The sequence below is a fragment of the Shewanella psychromarinicola genome, assembly GCF_003855155.1.
GTDB lineage: Bacteria > Pseudomonadota > Gammaproteobacteria > Enterobacterales > Shewanellaceae > Shewanella > Shewanella psychromarinicola.
The window spans coordinates 2,630,355-2,651,929 of sequence record NZ_CP034073.1 but is presented as its reverse complement, the minus strand read 5'-3'; the positions used below and the strand labels follow the sequence as shown (position 1 = coordinate 2,651,929).

Genomic DNA, 21,575 nt, shown 5'->3' with positions numbered 1-21,575 from the left:
TTGATATTCTTCACTGACATCTTGGTTGATTTCGATAGATAAACATATTCGTTTGATAGGATTTATATGACAGTGCCAACAACGCTTCCCAAAAAAGCGGTTAATACCGACACATTTAAACCTGCTGATGCAAGTCAGAAACCGCTGTCAGATCGTAAACAAACTCAAACTGATAGCGCTTCTTTGCCTGTGCAAACGTCAAATGAAAAATCCGTTTTATCCACGTCATCTTCCACAAAATCAGATTTAGCCCCAGTATTACTAGCGGTCAAGGTTTTGCAACCACCAGCAAGCGCACAAGTCAGCATCACCATTGAAAATCAACACTATCAACTAAACAAAACCGCTGAACTGCAAAAATTATTACAACAAACAGCCCAAGTCGTGATTGCAAGCGATCAAGCTAAACTTTTGGCACGCGCCGCGTCCAGCGTAAATCAGCCCCAGGGCCAAGTCGAAGTCATTAATAACCCAGTTCCTGCGCCAACACCTCTGACGGCTTCAGCGGGGTCAACCATCACATCGCCAGCCCAAACGGTCGCGACTCAATTAGTGCTTTTAGCACAACCCATTCAGCTTGCCTTACCACAAGCGTTTGAGGAACTAGCAAAACAAAATGGTGTTTCAACACAACAGCTTACAACGTTAGCAACAAGGCCTCAAGGTTATCCACTGCCTACAGCCGTAATAGACCAAGACCAAAATCAACTAACGTTTGCCGGTGGCACAAGCATCAAACTATCACCAAATACCGCTCTACATCCGGGCCAATATTTAGCCAAAGTCGTGGTGCAACAGCAGCAACTACAACTTGCTCTAACACCCGTCATTGCAGAAGTAAGCGTAAATTTAACTAAACTCACAACAACGCCGCAAGCAGCCCTGTCGCCTCAAGCGACAAACATCATCATCACTAAAAATGAACCGGCACAAATCCTCAGCCAGTTTCTAAAAAAACTAGAATCAACACCATTGCCAAAAATTGATAATGCGATTAAAGGAAATGATAGCCAACAAAAAGTTCCCTATGGATTAACTGCGTCTTCGCCAAAAATAGCCCCCGATAGTCGCGCAGTAAAAACAGCGGCAACGGTAACACAGCAACAAAGCCAATCCACACTATCGGCACAGCAAGCGAGTCTAACCAAAAACACTAGCAACATGGCACCGCAGGCAAATCTAGCCAACACCACTAGCAACACGGCACAGCAAACTAATCTAACCAACACCACTAGCGCCAATACGGCACCGCAAGCCAGTCTAACCAACACCACTAACGCCAATACGGCACAGCAAGCTAATCGACCCAACACTACCGCCAACACGGCACAACAAGTCACGCTACCGATAACATTATTAGCGCAACAGCACACACCCAAGGCTAATACCGCACCCGCCATCCTAAATAGCGCGAAAAATGAGCTACCCAACACGTTAAGTAGCGATCCAGCACCAATAGAAGTATTGAATAAAGCCTTATCAAAAGCAGGTGCGATGCCAATAAAACAGCAGCTAGCTCAACAAATTCCTCATAATCTCGCCAGCGAACTGTTTAAACACTTACCTCAAATAAGCCCTCACCCATTAAGCGCATTAAGCGATCCGGCATTACTCAGCAGTGAACTGCACAGTTTAGCGGCGCTAAACCTCGCCCACACCTCGCTGAGTCATTCAGGGAGCTCACACCCCTCACCACTCTTTTCTGGTAGTGCCATCACAACCCTATTCCAATTACTATTAGGGGTGAAATCAAAATCAACAGGGGCGGGGATCAGCGAAAAACTTCAGGCCCACTTTGCGCAATTGCAACAACGGACCTTGAGTAAACTCAGCGCTAATTCAGGATTATTAGCGGCATTAGACAAGCTAGGTGGCGCAGACTCGATGGCACAATTAGCAAGTAGTATTGCACTTTACCAACAGGCAAGCACCGATCCCAATCAAGCCATAACATGGTACTTTGCCCTGCCCTACTCAATTAACCAACGCGATGAGCAATTTGAAGGTAAGTTTGAACAAGAAAATGATCCAGACAAAGATAAAAAAGCAGGATGGAAACTGCAACTCAAATTTAACTTAGCTCAAGGGTCATTATTGATTTGTGCGCATAAACAAGCTGAAGTGCTGGATATTCAATTTAAAGGCAATAACCAAATGCTACTGGCGAAAGTAGAAAGCTTTAACCAAGCATTATCAGATAAAATAACTCAAATAGGTTTTACCCCCGGAAAACTCACTACTCAGTTGGCCCAAATTCCAGCAACCTTATTACCTGGCGATCACTATTTAGTCAAAACTAGAGCCTAATAGAGAACATGATGAAAGATGACTCCCAAAAAATTCAGCAAGCTGTTGCACTTAGTTTTGATGGTAAAAGTGCTCCTAAAATTACTGCTACAGGTAAGGATTTAGTTGCCGAAGAGATGATATTAATCGCCAAAGACGCGGGGATCCATATTCATCAAGATCCACACTTAAGTGAGTTTTTACAACTGTTAGAATTAGGTGACGAAGTGCCTAAAGAGCTGTATTTATTGATCGCAGAGCTGATTGCATTTGTATACATGCTGGAGGGGAAATTCCCTGAACAATGGAATACTCTTCATCAAAAAATTGTCGCTCAAGCTTAAAAGGTGCTGCCAACATAGCCTGAGGTTAAATAGGTTAATGGTTTAGAGAGGTTAACCCAGTACCAATGGGTAAGTCAGATTCACAGTTTCCAGTTTGGACATTCAAATTCTGATTTTATACCATTATAAAGGGTACAACTTCACCAGTTAGCAACCTAAGAAAGGGCTTAAATGAGTAATAAAATTCACCTTTTCAATTAATAACATACTGATTCTAAGACAAATTCAGATATTAACTGAAGCGTTAACACGAGAAATAGCGATGAAGACCCACCTTAAATTGATATCTGTACTGAGTATTTCGTCTATCTTTCCTGCATATGCTCAAGTGGTGAGTTTTGATGATTACGGACCTTTACAGGTATATGCACAATCACCAATGCAGTCTCTCAATCTCAGTCCACTTATGCGCTCTGGCTTTTCGTTGCCTCAAGGGCAAAAAGAATGGTACATCACAGCTAATGCGGCCAGCATCTGGTCAGAATCAGACGAACTATTAGCAGACTACTATCAAAATGCGATTCGCAGCGGTCTTAAATGGCAAATCACAGACGATTTACTGTTTGATGCCAATTACACTTGGCAGTTTAGCGGTGATAATCATCTAGACTCATTAACGATGTGGTTCCACGATGCTGCTGGTTTTGATCAAAATGGTCGTAACCAGCAAGCTAAACACCAAAATCAAATCCGATCTGAAAAATACGCTATCGATATTGATAATTTTAGTGGCGAAACTCTCAATAATGCTCTTAGTGCATATTTAGGTTATCAATTATTACAAAATGAGCATCATGGTATTTCCGTTGGGGGTACCTTGTACTACAAATATGTCGATTCGGGCCCATTTGCCGATAAAAGTTTTCAGCAAAGCGTACAAATTAATTACGGCTTCCATAATGGCAATCACCATGTTAATTCAACCCTAGGTGTTAGTTTCCTGCACAGTAAAGACCCACTCTCGCAAAACGCCTATGAATCACATTACTTAATGCTGGGACTGGGTTATGAATACCGTACAGGCCGTCATGGCTGGTTAGCTGAATACCACCGCTATGATGGGATGGTGAGCTGGGATGAAAACTTCTCCGAAGCGTCTAATGAAGCTTTACTGGGTTATCGTTATTATTTCAATCGTAGCGCACTCGAGATCACCATGATTGAGAACGTTTTAAACATGGATAACACTGCTGACATAGCTTATACCTTAGGTTATCGCCATAAATTTTAACACCCTATTCTAGGGCGGACTGCGTCCTGCTAAGGACAGCTTCGCTGCTAAGATTGAGTCGCTGCGCGACTAGGCTGTTGATTGTATAGCCTCTAGCCGCGAAGCGTCCTAGCAGCGTAGCGTTCTAGGCTTTGCGCTTTTTGCTTGTATAGCCTCTAGCCGCAAAGCGTCCTAGCAGCGTAGCGTTCTAGGCTCTTGGCTTGTCATCGCCTGTCATCGCCTGTCATCTAGATTTTAGGGCGGACTTCGTCCTGCTAGGGTGCAGCACTATCGTCTGGAAATAAAGTATCTAACATCTGCAAACTATCATTAATCAGGTCTTGCATTTGGCTCAGATAATCAACTGAATCAACATTAATGCCATTGTTTATATTTTGCTCCAGCGAAGCGGCAAAAGCGGCCAGTCGCTTAGCACCAATATTGCTCGAGGTACCTTTAATAGTATGGGCAATACTACCGATAAGATTGTCATCATGTTGTGCAAACGCTTGAGTAAGCGCCAGTAATTGATCTGACATTTCTGATGCAAAAAGATGTTTCACATCAATAATAAACCCACGTTCACCACCAAAACGACGTAAAATAGAATCGGGATTTTCTATAATCAGATCATCGTCGCCCTCGTTAAACACTTCAGGTAACGTCATAGGCAGATGATAGTAAGCGTTGTTTTCTTGGTTCAACAGGTTAAGCATACAAGGTAATAAACTCGTCATATCTATTGGCTTACCAATATGATCATTCATACCCGCCTCAAGGCATAATACTTTATCGGCAAGAGATGCGTTGGCCGTCATGGCTAAAATAGATAAATCATTAAATCGGCCATCAGCACGAATAAGGCGAGTGGCCTCAAGCCCATCCATATCGGGCATCTGCATGTCCATGATCACAATATCAAATTGATTATTCGACTTAGTCACCCACTCTACGCCCTCAATACCGCCTTTAGCCAATGTCACAATCGCACCTTGTAGTCGCAATAATTCATCAATAACTTGACGGTTAAGCTGGTTATCTTCAACCACTAATACCCTGACACCTTTTAATGCCACATGGGTTATTTTTTTAGATTGTATAGGTCGGTCTACACCATTAATAGCTTGGTAAACCGTCTCAAGCATTAAATTGGCCGTCACCGGCTTGACCAACAAACTCACAAACGGCTGTTGATGATATTGCTTGGTTTGTTCCATTACTTCAGCGCCATAAGCCGTCAACATAATAATGGCAGGGGCTTTACCGGCAGCAAACATCGTTTGAATGTGATTGGCAGTGTCTAAGCCATTCTTATCTGGCATGCGCCAATCCATAATAATGACATCATAATGGTTAGTGGCATTTACGCTTTGCTCAACAAGATTGATAGCCTGTTTACTGTTCTTAGCTTCATTAACATAAGCGCCATGGGTCATTAAGGTTTTTGATAAAATTTTACGGCTCATCTTACTGTCATCAACAAGCAGAATATTCTTACCCTGCAAATCGATATCAAAATCGTGGTTGTTTACTTCAACAATATTAAACGTCAAATCAAACCAAAATCGACTTCCCTCGCCAATATGACTCGTTAGGGCTAATTTACCGCCCATTAACTCCACTAGGCGTTTAGTAATCGCTAATCCCAATCCTGTACCACCGAATCGTCTTGAGGTTGATGACTCTGCTTGAACAAAACCTTGGAAAATTTTATTTGCTTGATCCTGACTAATGCCGATGCCTGTGTCTGTAATAGAAATAGTTAAATTCACTTGGTTTGCATCAAATTTATTGCAGTGCACACTGACAATCACGTGACCTTCTGAGGTAAATTTAATCGCATTACCCGCAAGGTTTAACAACACTTGACGCAAACGAAGCTCATCACCTTCAATCAGGTATGGAATAGCAGGATCTAAATCAAAAATAACTTCTACATTTTTACTGTGTGCATTGGTCGCCAACATCACCGCTAACTCACGCATTAACGTTTCGAGTTGAAACGAGTGCAAATAAAGTTCTAGCTTACCTGCATCAATTTTAGAAAAGTCTAAAATATCATTTAACAGTCCCAATAATGACTTAGCAGCAATCTCGGCCTTAGTGACATAATCAGCTTGTTGGCGACTCATCTCTGAATGCTGAATAAGTTGTAACATGCCTAACACGGCATTCATCGGGGTACGTATTTCATGGCTCATATTGGCTAAGAAAGCTGATTTTGCGGCACTGGCTGCATCTGCAGCTTCTTTGGCTAAACGCAAGGTTTGCTCTAATTCGCGTTGATCAGTAATATCACGATTAATCCCAATCACGCGCAACGGCTTACCTGATTTGTCGTAACTAATTTGGCCTCCCGCTTGTATATAGCGAATTTGATTCGAGCGGGTAATAATTCGGAATGTCGGCTCATAAGGTTTGTTTGAGTCGATGGTTTGCTGTAAAGCAAGTTCAGCCATATCAATATCATCGGGATGAATTCGTTGTTTCCAATGCTGGTAACTTAACGCCTCTTCCTTGAGTGCTAATGGATAATCGTACATTGCAAACATACGATCGTTCCACTGCAAGATATTAGTATCTAACTCTAAATTCCAAATACCCAACTCTGCTACCTCAGCCGCTTGGATCAGTTGATTACTGGCAGACACTAACTCTTCTTGTTGCTTAAGCATCGTATCAATATTCACTGCAACGCCTAAATAGCCAATAATCTCTCCGCTTTGATCACGCATAGCCGAAACCGACAACGACACTTGGCACTGAGACAAATCTTTACGGATATAGGTCCAAGTGCGCGTTTCAGGCCCTTGGGTTCTTGGCTTATAAACAAACACATCAAAAGCACTAATCTGTTCACCAAACTCTTCACTTAACGCTTTACTGCGTTGGTGGACTTCAGCAGCAAGATGCATTATCCCACGGCTTTGTTTACCCACAATCTCTTCAGCCTGATACCCGAGTAATAACTCGGCACCACGATTAAAAATAGTAATGATACCGTCATTATCAGTTGAAATGATGGCAATTTCTGTTGCTGCAGCAAGCACATTAGTGAGTAAAGAAGCGAGTTTATTCTTTTCAAGTTGAGCATTTTTACGTTCAGTAATATCAATCCTCAGAGCAATACAGCGATCAAGATTACCCTTCTCATCCATAACTGGCGCAATTACAGTATCAAGCCATTTAACATTGCCTTGGCTATCATGGTTACAAATTTCATTATGCCAAGTCTGGCCAGCGTTAATGGTTTGCCACATGTGTTTCCAAAACGCATCATCATGTTCATTCGACTTTATAATAGAATGTTTTTTACCGACCATTTGTTCGCGAGTAAATCCAGATGTTTGACAAAAATAATCATTTACCGCCAAAATAACGCCATTTTTATCCGTCTCAGAATAAAGTAACTGCTTATTAATATTATCAAGTAAGGTTTTATTTTCTGATAGTGCTTGTTGTAACGCATGAGTACGTTTGGACACCTTACGCTCAAGACTGGCATTGATGCCTAAAATTTGTTTTTCCGCATTATGTTGTGCTGTGATATCTCGAATAGTCTGGCTGACTCCGATGATTTTGCCGAACTCATTATAAATAGCTAGTGACGTCATCGAGGTCGACAGTAATACATTGTCTTTTCGTTTATGCTCACAAACAAAATTTAATAATGATTTACCGTCAAGCACCTGATTAAACTGTTCAGCTTCTGCATCATAGCCCTCTATGGGTACAATAAATGCGGTTTTCTTGAAGCCAATCACCTCATGTTTTTCATAACCAAAAATCGTTACCGCACCATCATTCCAACTGGTGATGATACCATTACAATCGAAACTTATAATGGCATCGAGCGAATGTTCTAAAATATTAGAACGCCTTTCATTATCCTTTAAAATCAGATTTTTACGTCCTAATGCGTAGCCGTAAAACCCAAGCAACCCAGCCAATAACAAACTGACAATTAAGCCATAACTAAAGACAATATTAGGTGACGTTAAATGTAAACCACTGACAAATTCAGGATAAGCCACTAATGATATGTTCCATTTACGCCCAAATATATCGCGATCTAATGCCGCGGAATAAGACGATAACGGATTGGCATCACCAACATGGGTTTCATAAAACGAGACATTGTTTTGCTCATCGGTCACATCATTGATCAATAACTTAGACTTCTGACGGGATAAATTGATCTCCTCAAAAACCTCATTAGCCACTAAGGGAGCATAACTCCACCCAAATGCTTCTGCCGCCCTTAACTCAGGGGTCGCAGGGGTAAAACCAGTACGGTAAATGGGCATTAGAATTAAAAAAGCTTGTAACGGATGACCTGTCGCCTGGACTAACGTGATCGGCCCCGTTAACCGTACTTCCCCGGTTAAATATGCTTGTTGTGCCGCATTTTTACGGTTTTTCTCAGAGGCAATATCTAAGCCAACGGCGGCAAGGTTACGCTCAACGGGTTCGATATAGTCAATCAAATATCGTTCATCATCATGAGGGCTAAGCTGACTGACACTATAATTTGGCCAATCATCAAGCTTGGCTTTGGCAACAAAATTCGCTTCATCAGCTGCAGGCACTCGTCGGATGTAACCAAACCCTCGAGCACCGGGGAATTCACCTTTAAAATCACGTGTTAAGCTGTATTTTTTAAAGAGTTCACGTGAAATATTATCTTCACCAACCGTATAAATAATCCCTCGAGCACCTCGTAAACCATATTGATATAGTACGATACGATCAACAATATTATTGGCAACTTGCTCAGTCACCGCTTCAAGAGAGCTAGTAATGATGGATTTATTTTGATGATTAACACTCAGGGCTGTAACAAAACTAATAACTAAGCCAGAAGTAAATACTCCAATAGCCAATTTAAGCGCATTTTTGTAACTCGATAGTCTAGTCATGTTTATTAGTTGTTAAAAGTTATGAGGATTAACTGTGAACGACAAAAGAGTTTTTTACAAGCTAGACATTGAAAAACATAGTTTTTTCAAACCCTATAATGGTGACAGAGGTGACAAGCGATATTGAGAGGTGACAAGCGATAATACAGCGCTCTTGGCTTGTCATCGCTCATCTAAATGCTAGGACGGACCACGTCCTGCTAGTGTCGCTTCGCTGCTAAGATCCTAGGCCGCTATGGGGATAGTGCGCTTCGCTTCTAGGGCGGACTACGTCCTGCTAAGAACAGCTTCGCTGCTAAGATTTTATAGCATCTAGCCGCGTAGCGTCCCAGCAGCGCAGCGTTCTAGGCTCTTGGCTTGTATAGCCCTAGCAGCCAAGCTGCCAGGAATCTAGAAGCGATTGACTAGAAAGGGGCGTCTATATCAACCACGGCAATGAGTTTATGGTTAACAAACTCCTTGATGCCCAGACCCACAAGTTCACGGCCATAGCCTGAACGTTTAACGCCACCAAAGGGCAAGTCCGCCTTGGCCATGGTAGGGTGATTGACGAACACCATACCCGTGGTTATACGCTTAGCCACTTCTGCGCCATGCTTTGGATTGGCGGTAAAAACAGACCCGCCCAGACCAAACGGTGAATCATTTGCAATCTGCACTGCGTCATCTTCATCCTTGGCACGAAACAACATAGAGACCGGACCGAAGAATTCCCAATAGCGCGCAGGGTTGTCTTGTGAAATATCGGTCAGAATGGTCGGCTGAACGAAATTGCCTGAATTGGGAACGATTGGCCCTACTTCCGTTGCCGTAGCACCAAAAGAAACCGCCTGGCGTATCTTGTCCTTAATTTCTTCTGCGGCCGCCTTGGAAGAAAGTGGCGCCAAGGTGGTGGTTGGCTCAAACGGATCACCCGCTTTGAGTCTCGCAACCCCGGCGATATAACCCTCAAGAAACGTATCATAGACGTCATCAACAATGATCATCCGCTTAGAGGACACACAGACTTGGCCACCATTCCAGTGCCGCCCTAAGACCGCCCAGTCAATGGTTTTTTCCATCTCAGCATCGGCGAGAACCACGAATGCATCTGCACCGCCAAGTTCAAGTGTCGATTTTTTTAACGCCTTGCCTGCCTGCGCTGCAACGACTGCACCGGCGCCTTCCGACCCAGTCAATGCCACGCCGTGGACGCGCGGATCATTGATAATGGTTTCGAGTTGCGACCGTGTGGCATAAAGATTCTTAAACACACCCTCAGGCAGACCAGCATCGAGCATCAATTTTTCGAACGCAGCAGCAGCCTGCGGAACATTGGACGCATGCTTGAGCAACAGGGTATTACCTGCCGACATTTGTGGTGCGGCAATGCGGACTACCTGATAGAACGGGAAGTTCCATGGTTCTATCGCCAATAATACGCCCAGCGGTTCAGCGTAAATTACCGCTTCGCCTTCAGCCACTGGCAGCTTTTGAGGTGCCAACAGCGTCTGTGCATTCTCTGCATAGTAGTCGAAGATATCCGCCGACAGCGCAACTTCGGCTTTAGCTTCGGGCACAAGTTTGCCCATCTCAACAGTGAGCAGATTGGCGAAATAATCAACGTCACGGCGTAATATTTTAGCCGCGGCATGCATCACGCGTGCGCGCTCAACAAACTCGGTTTCCTTCCACGATAAAAAAGCAGTGTGCGCTTTTTCAATCGCTTGGTTAACCTCAGAGTCGGTTGCGTCTGGGAATGTTTCCAGAAGATCGCCCGTGTAGGGGTTACGTGTTTCATAAGTCATAATAGTTACCTTTGTTGGGTAATTTACCAACCGGGGGATAGGTGTTTGAGAACCGGCCCCCGATCTTGTATTGCAAAAGCTAACGCCCTAGGGCGAAGTCAGTACCATCTGATTGTCGCCAGCCACAGGGATCGCGGCCTCAATCAAAGTTAACGAGTCTTTCTTGGTTTCGCCCTTCGGGCGGGCAGAACCCATTACCGGTTCGTTATATTTGTCTGTGTCGTGCCCAATATCCGCTAAAGTGACGCCTCGAGAATACGACGTACATCGCTAGGGGTGATGTCATTGTGTTCGCCAAGGGCGGTCATACCATGTTCCTGCAAGGCCGTAACGATAAGCTCGATTTCGGCTGCGGCAATGCCATAGTCACTCAACCGAGTCTTGATCCCGAGTTTCTCGAAGAACGCTCGCGTTGCGTCGATTGCAGCATCAATCCGCTGGTCATCGGATCCCTCATTGATACCCCAGACATTAGTGGCATATTGCAACAATTTTTCGTATTTGTGGCCGCGCTGATCGCTCAACAGAGACGGCAGCACAACCGCAAGGGTGCGCGCGTGGTCGGTATCATTGAGCGCAGTGATCTCGTGTCCAATCATGTGAGTAGCCCAATCTTGCGGCACACCGGCACCAATTAATCCGTTCAGGGCCAGCGTTGCTGTCCACATCAGACTGGCGCGGATATCGTAATCTTCAGGTGTCTCAAGCGATTTAGGACCAAGATCGATCAGCGTGCGCAGTAGGGACTCGGCAAAACCGTCCTGAACGTGTGAGGCACTTGGGTAAGTAAGATACTGTTCGACGATGTGTACAAAGGCATCGGCCGCACCGTTGGCAATCTGACGAGCAGGCAGAGTATAAGTAAGCTCAGGATCGAGCACAGAAAAGACGGGGTAGCAATGTGGACTTCTAAAAGGAAGCTTCGCTATCTTCTCAGGGTTGGTGATCACACCGCCATTGTTCATCTCTGAACCTGTCGCAGGTAGCGTCAGCACAGAGCCTAATGGCATCGCTGCCGTCACCTTCGAGCTGCCGGAAGTAAGGATCTCCCAAGGGTCGCCTTCATATAACGCCGCCATTGCAATGAATTTGGTCGCATCGATAACAGACCCGCCGCCAACGGCAAGTAGGAAAGTGATGTCGTTATCCTTGATCGCTTGGACAGCATTAAGCGTAGTGGCATAACGTGGGTTCGGCTCTATACCGCCAAACTCAATGAATGTGCGATCACAAAGTGCTGCGCGCACTTGCCCTAGGACGCCGGTTCGTTCCGCGCTGCCGCCGCCATAGATAATCAACACTTTTGCGTCTGCTGGAACATGATCGTTCAGGTCCGCAATACGGCCTTTACCAAAAAGAATTTTTGTCGGGTTGTGAAAGTCAAAGTTTTTCATTATCTAAATTTCCTTCTGTTTCAATGTACAGGTGTACGCCTGTGCAGGCGTACATCAATGTTTTTGCGCCTAGCGTTCAAATATGGGGCTAGACCTGATGCGTTGCTTTAATTAGCGACTGCATCTTCTTCGGCCATGCCCTGCTAACGAGGCGGTGATGACGAGTGATGTCGAGTGTTGTCGATTGGAAGCGGTTTGGCCGTCAGGTCCATCACGCTGTCAAAATATAAATGGCCAAGCGCAAACAGCGCTTTGGTATGAGTGGCACGTTTGCTGCTGCACGTTTGCTGCTGCACGTTTGCTGCTGCACGTTTGCTGCTAAAGCTTGTGGCCTCGACCATACATAACGGCTCGTTCACTAAGGTCATCGGCAGAACGTCCGTAACCATAGTTCCGCTCGATGGCAATGACTTGGATGGCATACAACACGCTGCTGGTATTCACTTGCTTCCTATTTTCACGTTATTCTCTTGCTAATACTTTACTAGATAGTCAACTATAAAACTAGGTCAATCGTTTGTATAAATTCAACTTGAATATGTTAGACCTGATATTAAGTCCTGGACTGCGGTGTGAGCGATTTTTTATCACGTAGAGTGCACGAGAGTGGATAAGTATCTTACTTGCCGCCCTCTTCTGCCGCAGCTTCTAGATTATCGAAAGCGCTGAATTGAAAGCGCTATTGGTGCTTTACGTTAAATAACACTAATCATAGTTGACTGTTTAGCTATACTAACATACTAGTAATAGACTTTCCAATTTGGCACCGATAAAATCCACACACTGCCAGGGATTAGAATAAAGGGCTAGGGATTAGGGTAAAGGCTAGGGATTAGAATAAAAGGCTAGGGTTCAGAGTAAAGACTAGGGATTAGAATAAAAGGCCAGGGTCCAGAGTAAAAACCAGGCTCAGAGTAAATGCTAAGGATTGGAATAAAAGGCTAGGGTCCAGAGTAAAGACCAGGCTCAGAGTAAATACTAGGGTTCAGAGTAAAAGGCCTGGCTCAGAGTATAGGGGGCGATCTATCACGTCGAGTTCACAACGCTTGCCGTTGAAATTCAGCTTTATCAAGACCCAATTAGCTTTCACGTCCTACTCATTATCACTGCCTGCCAATAGTCTTGTTGTTATTAAAAAAGTTTGCGCTGATTGACCATAGGTTTGCTAACTCATACTGGCGCTTTTCGTAAACCCTAACTGTGTATGTTATCGGTATCAACCAAATAGCACTGGCGTGATAACAGCAATAGATCGGCCAAGAACAAGGCAAATATACTAGTGTCTCGGTTAACGATTAGCGTCGAAGCTGCCCGCCCCGCGAACAAAGACAATAAACACAAATTGACAAATAATCAGCTGCAGTTCCTAGATGATAATGCTTTGAAACCTTGTTTCAATAAAAGTAGCCAGATGGTCAACTAGTAACCGAAAAAATAATCACACTCTAAGCGGCATCCGGCGCAATACCCAGCATTTGCAGGGTTCCTGGCCAAATATCATCTAATAAAGTCGGATCATTGCGGACTTGGGCATGGGTCAACACCCCTTCAAAAAAACCGAGTACGCAACGGGCGCTCATCGCTGGATCGGCGACGTTAATCGTCCCCTCAGACTGGGCATCACGAATGGCAGATTCAATGTATTTGAGCAAATCGCTAAACGTATGCTGTAACTTCTTATCCAGTTCAGGCGCGGTACCGCTGATCTCAGCACCCACACTAAAATTGGGACAACCAAGGACACGACCGTGTTTCTCGAGCGCCTCAAACTGTGTTTGTCGTATATCGTCAAAATAAGCTTTCAGTCGCTCTAAAGGCGGTCGAGTCGCCGAAAATAAGGTATTCATTTTCGGTTTCTTTGCCTCCCATCCCTCGCGGATCGACTCGGCGGCAAGGTCGGACTTAGAGGTGAAAAAATAGTAGAAACTGCCCTTCTTCACGCCGGCGCGCTCACAAATAACATCAATCGTGAGAGTGCCATAACTGCTCTCCCACATCAGATCGGATATTGCCTGTAGCAGGCGTTCTCTGCCATCGCTTTTACGGCCCATTCGCTAATACCTATCATTACGTTTGTGTTTATTGTAGTTGACTATATAGTTAAGTCAATACTTCGACTATTTTCTGGCCGTTACATCGCAGTCGATCACAGTATTAAGTCAATAATATTGGCAGCAAAAGTAATCTGCAGCTAAATCTTAGCTAATTTACCCTAACTCGGAAATATTCATTGTTATTACACAGATGCTCTTTGGGGCAAACTTCATTGATCATAATCTTAAGATATCACCAGATCTCAATGCTGGATAGTGCGAGGTTAGCCTCCCCCATCACCAGATGATTATTATTGGCTATCACTGGCTATCACTGGCTACCATTGGCATACCTTGTGCTCACTCAGTAAAAAACAGCCCCGCAATGCGAGGCCGGATCAAATTAACATTTACTGTTGCTCTGTTGTCTCAGGGTAAAGACTATTCCACCACTCAGGCTGGTCTTTTAACTTTAAATCAAACCAGGCCATAGTGGTATCCCACCAGTCGAATCGTGCTTGGCGAGTATTGATATGATGGTTTTGGCCGTTAAACTCAACCAACTCCACTTCTTTACCTAATAATTTAAGGGCGGTGTACATGTAATGGCTTTCACCCACTGGCACATTAGTATCGGCATTACCGTGAATTAACAATAACGGGGTGGTGATTTTATCTGCATGATATAGCGGGCTTTGTTCAACGTAGAGCTCAGGGTTATTCCACGGAAAACTGCCTCGACTGGCCACACCAGAATAGCCATAACCCCACCAGCCATGTCCCCAGTAAGAAGATAAATTGCTGATCCCAGCATGGGACATTGACGCGGCAAAAATATCGGTTTTGGTGGCTAAATACATGGTCATAAAGCCGCCATATGACGCGCCCATGTTACCCACTCGTTTAGGGTCAACAAAATCATGTGCATCCAAGAATGCGTTAGTCCCTTCAATAATGTCCTCAGCACTGTATTTACCCCATGCATTCACATGACGTCCACTAAATGCTTGGCCATAACCGGTTGCACCATTGGGTTGTAGTACATACACAACATAACCTTGGGCTGCCCATAAATTAAATGGCCAACGACCGGTAAAGTGACGCCCTACAGGAGAGGTGCCGCCATAGTAATATACCAATGCGGGATACTTTTTACTGGCATCAAAGTCTGCGGGTAAATACACCCGACCATCAATATTGTGGCCATGCTTATTGGTAAAATCAAAATCTTGAATATCACCGAAACGGGTATTGGCATAGCTTTGTTGCTGACTATCGAACAACAGCTGCTTACCACTGGAGTTCAATGTCATTTTGAAGGTTTTTTGCGGCGCGGTGGCCGACGTACCCGCAAACACAATCGTTGGCGTAGATGGCTCGATTGCCACACTAAAGTAGTCAACCATATCAACGCCCGTGTCTATTCTACTAAAACGTTTTTTGCTTTTATCAAATAAATACAGTGGTGAGCGGTCACCTTCGGTTACCGTTAATATTACATCATCATTTTCTAGCTTGGTCATGCTACCAATAGCAGGGGTAAAGTCTTTGCTTAACGCGCTCACATTGCCTTTGCCATCGCGCCAATATAACTGGCCATCATAATCATTCACTTCGATGGTTTTATCCTGGACTCCCACACCATCCATAAAGCGTGGCCCAGCGGTAATGTACATGCCGTCATCGGCATATAACGCACTGCTAAAGCTACGATATTGGCCAATAACAGTTTCAGTTAACGCGTTTAGATTCAATTCAACTAACTGAGTTAACCCATGTGCAGGCTGTGCATAATCGACCGGAGAGCGAGTCAGTAACAAGGTACCGTTATCGACACTAGCATCTAGAAATGAGCTGCTGATCTTGTTATCGGTTAGCTGACGAATAAAACCTGAAGCCACATCTAATTGATAAATTTGGCTGTTGTTACGCCAGTCACTCCAGCGGTCTTCCAATGCGCGAAAACGCTTTGAGGTGGCTTTTTCATCGGCTTTAAAGGGTTTTTCCCAGTTAAATAACACGCTGTCACCGTACCAATGCAAACCAGACACATTGTCGATATCGCTCGCAACAACTTGGATAGTTAACTCCGCCACATTCAGTAATTGAATCTGTTTATTGGCCACAAACGCCAATTGTTTGCTATCACCCGACCACACGGCGCTGCTTGGTCGATTGTCTTGCCAGCGATACATCACACTGTTGTCCGACACCTTGCGTAACTCGGTCACTTCAATCGCGGTATCACCTTGGCTAGCCTGGTATTCAATCGTCGATTGCAGCAGGTATTTACCATTGGGTGACAGGGTTAAACTGTTAATTACTTTGGCATCAAATAGCTGCTGCGCAGACACACGTTGTGATTTTTGCTGGGTAAAATCGAGCTGATCAACATCGCTTTTCCCCTGCCAATCCAAGCTAAAAGGAACCTCTTTTTGCAGACCATCGGCCAATACTAAAACTTGGTAGTCGCCATTAGTTAAATTTAGCGAGACCTCATTAGCAGACTTCACTAATTGGCCATTCACATACACCTGTGGGTTATCAAGCCCTTTTACCGTCAACGTACCTTGGGTAAATCGATGGGTAGATACCGGCAGTTGATACGCTAACCAGCCCTCACCTTCAGCTGTTGATGAAGCCGCTTGCCAAGTCAGTTGTTGGTTAAATACTTGTATCGAATTAGACTTTTTAAGACCTGATCCCTCTACTACGTTAACCGCTAATTTGGCAACTAAGTTGGTCACTAAGTTGGCACGCAAAGCATCTGCTTGAGCACTTTTTGATAATGGTGTCGCAGTCAGTTGAATGACTGGGCCTAAGCGCTGAATGTGGCTAATATCAATTTCAGCCCCGTGAGCTATGCCTGAAATAGCCATGGCTAAACTGGTACAAACCAGTGTAAAAGCTTTCATGAAGCGTCCTTTTCTCGTTATTATTGCTGATTTCATATAACTTTTTATGCGCCACAGTGTGACAAAAATGGCTTATAAATGCATCTGTTTTTGATAGGTTCTAGAGCGGACTTCGTCCTGCTAGTGTCGCTGCTAAGATTGAGTCGCTGCGCGACTAGGTGCTAGAACGTGACTTCGTCACTGCTAGGATCGCTGCGCTGCTAGAGCGGACTTCGTCCTGCTAGGGACAGCTTCGCTGCTAAGATTGTATAGCATCTAGCCGCGTAGCGTCCTAGCAGCGTAGCGCTCTAGGCTCTTAGCTTGTCATCGCTCGTTACCGCTTGCCATCTCTGGTACAAGGACAGCTTCGCTGCTAAGATTTTATAGCGTCCTAGCAGCGTAGCGCTCTAGGCTTTTTCCTTGCATCCCGTCACAGCGATGTTGACTAGGCATCAAATTGATGCCATCTTGAGGTATCATTAAGGAGAGCAAATTATGAATAACTCACCGTTAGCTAGAGCTGGATTAAGTGAAGATTTATTCCAAGATCAGTTTAAGTACATTAATGCGATTAACATTGGGGTTGCGGGCACTGTGGTTAAGTCACTTATTGATAGAATGCCGCAGCAACGGGCATTCATCTGTAAAGCATTGGGGGTAACCAGTGGTAACGTCAGCAGACTTTATAAACTCAAAGCGCTAAACAAAACTCAATCAGAAGAAACGCTCGATATCATCAGTGTCTATGATGCTGCATATCATCTGTATGATGATATCGACTTAGCAAATGAGCTGCTACAAACGCCTATTCCGGCACTCAACAACCAGAAGCCGGTTGATCTACTCGATTCCTTTGCCGGACGTCGATTAGTAAAGGAAGTCCTCAATAAAATGAAATGGGGTGAGTTTTCATAAATGCGTATTTATCGGATCACCTCAGAAAAACACCTAGAGAGCTATAATGGCTTAGGCGCGAGTTACTTAGACGGCGCCAGATGGAATAACAAAGGCTATCCGGTTATGTACTTTGCCATGTCAGCATCAGTTGCTATGCTCGAAATGGCAAACTATTACCCGCTGCCAAAATTCATCCCAAAAAATTTCATGTTAGGTATTTACGAGATACCAGACCAGCTATTATCGCAATTTGATCTTTCGCTCTTGCCTGATGATTGGAACGTGTACCCTTATCCCAGCTCGACTCGCAAGCTTGGCAGTGAGTGGCTAGATTTAAACTTAAATGCCGGACTTATTGTGCCTAGCGCTGCGACGCCAGATGGACTTGAATCAATCATTGTTGTTAATGGGCGTCACCCAGGCGCTGAGCAGATAAAATTGATAGATAAGAAATTGAAACTGTTTAATGAAAGGGCATTCGTCGGACGTAAGGACTGAAACTGCTATTGCTATTGATTTTATAGCATCTAGCCGCGAAGCGTTCTAGCAGCGCAGCGCTCTAGGCTGTTGCTGTTGCTATTGATTTTATAGCCTCTAGCCGCGTAGCGTCCTAGCAGCGAAGCGCTCTAGGCTCTTAGATTGTTATCGCTTGATATCGCTTGATATCGCTTGATATCGCTCGCCACCGCTTGTCATCTAAATTCTAGGCTATTGATTTTATAGCCTTCTAGCAGCAAATAACAAATCAAACGAATAAGGATTCAAAATGAGTAGTAATGTAGATATTAACAATCGCCCCGATTACGACCATGTCATCCAAGATATCGCTGATTATGTATTAACGTTTGAAGTCTGCAGCGAAGAAGCTCTCGACACCGCTCGTAACTGTTTAATGGACACAATAGGTTGTGGGCTCCTCGCGCTGCGCTTTCCTGAGTGCACCAAACACCTCGGACCTATCGTACAAGGCACACTGGTGCCAAATGGCGCCCGAGTGCCAGGAACATCGCTGACGCTCGATCCGGTAAAAGCCGCGTGGGACATTGGTTGTATCATTCGTTGGCTCGATTACAACGACACTTGGTTAGCTGCTGAATGGGGGCATCCATCGGATAATTTAGGCGCCATTCTGGCCGTGGCGGATCATTTATCTCAAGTTAGACTGTCTAATGGCGAGCCGCCTCTCATGATGCGAGAAGTACTTGAAGCCATGGTCATGGCACATGAAATTCAAGGCGTGATCGCGCTAGAAAACTCGTTTAATCGGGTTGGTTTATGCCACGTTTTATTAGTACGAGTGGCCTCCACTGCGGTTGTCACTAAAATGATGGGCGGCAACAGAGAGCAAATCATGGCGGCAATATCTCAAGCTTGGGCCGACGGTGGTGCACTGCGCACCTACCGTCACGCACCAAATGCGGGCTCTCGTAAATCTTGGGCTGCGGGCGATGCCACCTCACGAGCGGTTTGTTTGGCCAACATGTCAATGCGCGGAGAAATGGGCATACCAAGCGTGTTAACCACGCCACAATGGGGATTTTATGATGTGTCTTTCTCGAAAACCAATAAAGACCAAGCGCTCAAACCCCAGGCTGAACGCCAGTTTTCATTTTCCCAAGACTATGGCTCTTATGTGATGGAAAATATCTTGTTTAAGATTTCCTTTCCTGCCGAGTTTCACGCGCAAACCGCCGCAGAAGCGTCGGTTATACTACATCCTCAGGTAAAATCTCGTTTGGCAGAAATTAACAAGATCGTGATCCGCACCCACGAGTCGGCCATTCGCATTATTTCAAAAACGGGTTCACTTGCCAACGCTGCGGACCGCGACCATTGCTTGCAATACATGATTGCGGTTCCGTTGGTGTTCGGCAGTTTGACCGCCGACCATTATGAAGACGATTTTCACGGCACACATCCCATCATCGATGAGCTGCGTGACAAAATGGAAATTGTCGAAGATAAGCGCTTTACGGCAGAGTATTTAGAAGCGGATAAACGCTCTATCGCCAATGCTATTCAGGTTTTCTTTAACGATGGCAGCAGTACAGAAGAAGTGGTTGTAGAATACCCAGTGGGTCATCGCCGCCGTCGTAAAGAAGGAATGCCGCTATTGGAGCTGAAATTCAAAGCGAACTTAGCATCACGTTTCCCAAACCAGCAGTGCCAAACGATCTTCACTGTGTGTAAAGATCAAACCACGCTAGAGGCCACGCCAGTAAACCGCTTTATGGACTTATTTGTTATCGGGTTCTAGGTTCTTCTAGGACGGACTTCGTCCTGCTAGAATCTAGGGCGTGACTTCGTCACTGCTAGGATCGCTGCGCTGCTAGAGCGGACTTCGTCCTGCTAGGGACAGCTTCGCTGCTAAGATTGAGTCGCTGCGCGACTAGGTGCTAGAACGGACTTCGTCCTGCTAGTGTCGCTGCGCGACTAGGCTGTTGCTGTTGCTATTGATTTTATAGCCTCTAGCCGCGAAGCGTCCTAGCAGCGCAGCGCTCTAGGCTTTTTTGATCGCTGTCGCTCATTACCTAGCTCTAGGCTTTCGCTTTTGGCATGTATACATTGCAACATACACGGTCATATTGTTAGTGTTAGCCGTAAGCGATGACTTTAATAACCAATAATTGACGGAGCGCCACTCATGGGATCTAATAATACTGATCAGCATAAACACAGTATCGCCACTTTTGCGGCCTTAAAAACCGCTATAGCGAATGGTGAAGAGCAGTTAGTAAAAGAATTGTTGGCAGACCAACCGATGCAAGATCTTGAAAAAAGCTATCTCATTGACTTAGCCGAAGTCACCAACAATCCCACTATCATAAAGCTGCTTAAAGATATTCCCGTAAAGAAATAGGTTCACGAATCGAACATCGTCGGCACTGGGTATTGGATGTCAGCCGGGAGAAGAGCAATGCCCATTTCATCACCCAAACCGTCCCGTGAAGTGGAGTGAAGTGGGAAATGTTATCGCAACATTCGCTCAATATACTCAGAGGCGATCCTTCAAAAGACAGCAACACTCAGAAACGATAGCTAAAACGGCAATGTTCAGTCAACCTTGACTGGCATTAACAGTATGCTTAAAGTCTGGCTGGTAATGATCTTTTATGATGCTGAAGTGGTGTTGGATCCTGTCGATATTGATATGTATGCCCTCAAAAAAGAGCATAAAATCACAGACAGGTCTGCAGGTTAATTATCTTATTTTAAACGGACTGCGTCCTGCTAGGATCTAGGGCGTGACTCCGTCACTGCTAGGATCGCTGCGCTTCTAGGGACAGCTTCGCTGCTAAGATTTTAGATTGTCATCGCTTGATATCGCTCGCCACCGTTTGTCATCTAAATTCTAGGCTATTGATTGTATAGCCTCTAGCCGCGAAGCGTTCTAGCAGCAAAGCGCTCTAGGCTGTTGATATTGATTGTATAGCCTCTAGCCGCGTAGCGTTCTAGCAGCGTAGCGTTCTAGCAGCGTAGCGTTCTAGCAGCGTAGCGTTCTAGGCTGTTGCTATTGATTGTATAGCCTCTAGCCGCGTAGCGTCCTAGCAGCGTAGCGTCCTAGCAGCGTAGCGTCCTAGCAGCGTAGCGTCCTAGCAGCGTAGCGTCCTAGCAGCGTAGCGTCCTAGCAGCGTAGCGTCCTAGCAGCGTAGCGTCCTAGCAGCGTAGCGTCCTAGCAGCGTAGCGTCCTAGCAGCGTAGCGTCCTAGCAGCGTAGCGTCCTAGCAGCGTAGCGTTCTAGGCTGTTGCTATTGATTTTATAGCCTCTAGCCGCGAAGCGTCCTAGCAGCGCAGCGCTCTAGGCTTTTAAC

At 45.1% G+C, this 21,575-nt stretch carries 13 protein-coding genes; 7 read left to right on the top strand and 6 right to left on the bottom strand.

Features of this window, described 5'->3' with window-relative positions:
• Positions 1–66 precede the first annotated feature (66 nt).
• The 3 genes from EGC80_RS11630 (at position 67) to EGC80_RS11620 (ending at position 3,861) form a co-directional block, all read left to right on the top strand.
• Positions 67–2,307, top strand: coding sequence for a flagellar hook-length control protein FliK (locus EGC80_RS11630; protein ID WP_124013973.1), 2,241 nt, complete (start codon positions 67–69; stop codon positions 2,305–2,307).
• A gap of 11 nt (positions 2,308–2,318) precedes the next feature.
• Positions 2,319–2,630 (top strand): EscU/YscU/HrcU family type III secretion system export apparatus switch protein, encoded by a 312-nt coding sequence (locus EGC80_RS11625; protein ID WP_124013974.1) that lies wholly within the window; start codon positions 2,319–2,321, stop codon positions 2,628–2,630.
• Positions 2,631–2,892: 262 nt separating this feature from the next.
• Positions 2,893–3,861: a DUF3187 family protein gene (locus EGC80_RS11620; RefSeq protein ID WP_124013975.1), complete on the top strand. Its 969-nt coding sequence runs from the start codon at positions 2,893–2,895 to the stop codon at positions 3,859–3,861.
• A gap of 254 nt (positions 3,862–4,115) precedes the next feature.
• On the opposite strand, the gene EGC80_RS11615 is transcribed toward EGC80_RS11620, so the two are convergent.
• The 6 genes from EGC80_RS11615 to EGC80_RS11590 form a co-directional block, all read right to left on the bottom strand.
• Positions 4,116–8,759 carry a PAS domain S-box protein gene (locus EGC80_RS11615; RefSeq protein WP_233768495.1) on the bottom strand — a complete coding sequence of 1,548 codons (4,644 nt, stop codon included), beginning with the start codon at positions 8,757–8,759 and terminating at the stop codon, positions 4,116–4,118.
• 404 nt (positions 8,760–9,163) lie between these two features.
• On the bottom strand, positions 9,164–10,546 hold the full coding sequence (locus EGC80_RS11610; protein ID WP_124013976.1) for an NAD-dependent succinate-semialdehyde dehydrogenase: 1,383 nt from the start codon (positions 10,544–10,546) through the stop codon (positions 9,164–9,166).
• A 236-nt stretch (positions 10,547–10,782) separates the two neighbouring features.
• Positions 10,783–11,940 carry an iron-containing alcohol dehydrogenase gene (locus EGC80_RS11605; protein ID WP_124013977.1) on the bottom strand — a complete coding sequence of 386 codons (1,158 nt, stop codon included), beginning with the start codon at positions 11,938–11,940 and terminating at the stop codon, positions 10,783–10,785.
• A gap of 143 nt (positions 11,941–12,083) precedes the next feature.
• On the bottom strand, positions 12,084–12,329 hold the full coding sequence (locus EGC80_RS11600; protein WP_124013978.1) for a hypothetical protein: 246 nt from the start codon (positions 12,327–12,329) through the stop codon (positions 12,084–12,086).
• Between the two features lie 1,056 nt (positions 12,330–13,385).
• Positions 13,386–13,991 carry a TetR/AcrR family transcriptional regulator gene (locus EGC80_RS11595; RefSeq protein WP_124013979.1) on the bottom strand — a complete coding sequence of 202 codons (606 nt, stop codon included), beginning with the start codon at positions 13,989–13,991 and terminating at the stop codon, positions 13,386–13,388.
• 392 nt (positions 13,992–14,383) lie between these two features.
• Positions 14,384–16,888 carry an alpha/beta hydrolase family protein gene (locus tag EGC80_RS11590; RefSeq protein ID WP_124013980.1) on the bottom strand — a complete coding sequence of 835 codons (2,505 nt, stop codon included), beginning with the start codon at positions 16,886–16,888 and terminating at the stop codon, positions 14,384–14,386.
• Positions 16,889–17,362: 474 nt separating this feature from the next.
• Between EGC80_RS11590 and EGC80_RS11585 the strand changes: the two genes are divergently transcribed.
• The 4 genes from EGC80_RS11585 to EGC80_RS11570 all read left to right on the top strand — a co-directional run bounded on the left by EGC80_RS11585 (position 17,363) and on the right by EGC80_RS11570 (position 20,624).
• Positions 17,363–17,782 (top strand): antitoxin Xre/MbcA/ParS toxin-binding domain-containing protein, encoded by a 420-nt coding sequence (locus EGC80_RS11585; protein ID WP_124013981.1) that lies wholly within the window; start codon positions 17,363–17,365, stop codon positions 17,780–17,782.
• Positions 17,783–18,262, top strand: coding sequence for an RES family NAD+ phosphorylase (locus EGC80_RS11580; RefSeq protein ID WP_124013982.1), 480 nt, complete (start codon positions 17,783–17,785; stop codon positions 18,260–18,262).
• 268 nt (positions 18,263–18,530) lie between these two features.
• Positions 18,531–20,021: a 2-methylcitrate dehydratase gene (prpD, locus tag EGC80_RS11575; RefSeq protein ID WP_124013983.1), complete on the top strand. Its 1,491-nt coding sequence runs from the start codon at positions 18,531–18,533 to the stop codon at positions 20,019–20,021.
• 387 nt (positions 20,022–20,408) lie between these two features.
• Complete coding sequence (locus EGC80_RS11570; protein WP_124013984.1) at positions 20,409–20,624, top strand: hypothetical protein; 216 nt, start codon at positions 20,409–20,411, stop codon at positions 20,622–20,624.
• Positions 20,625–21,575: the final 951 nt, after the last annotated feature.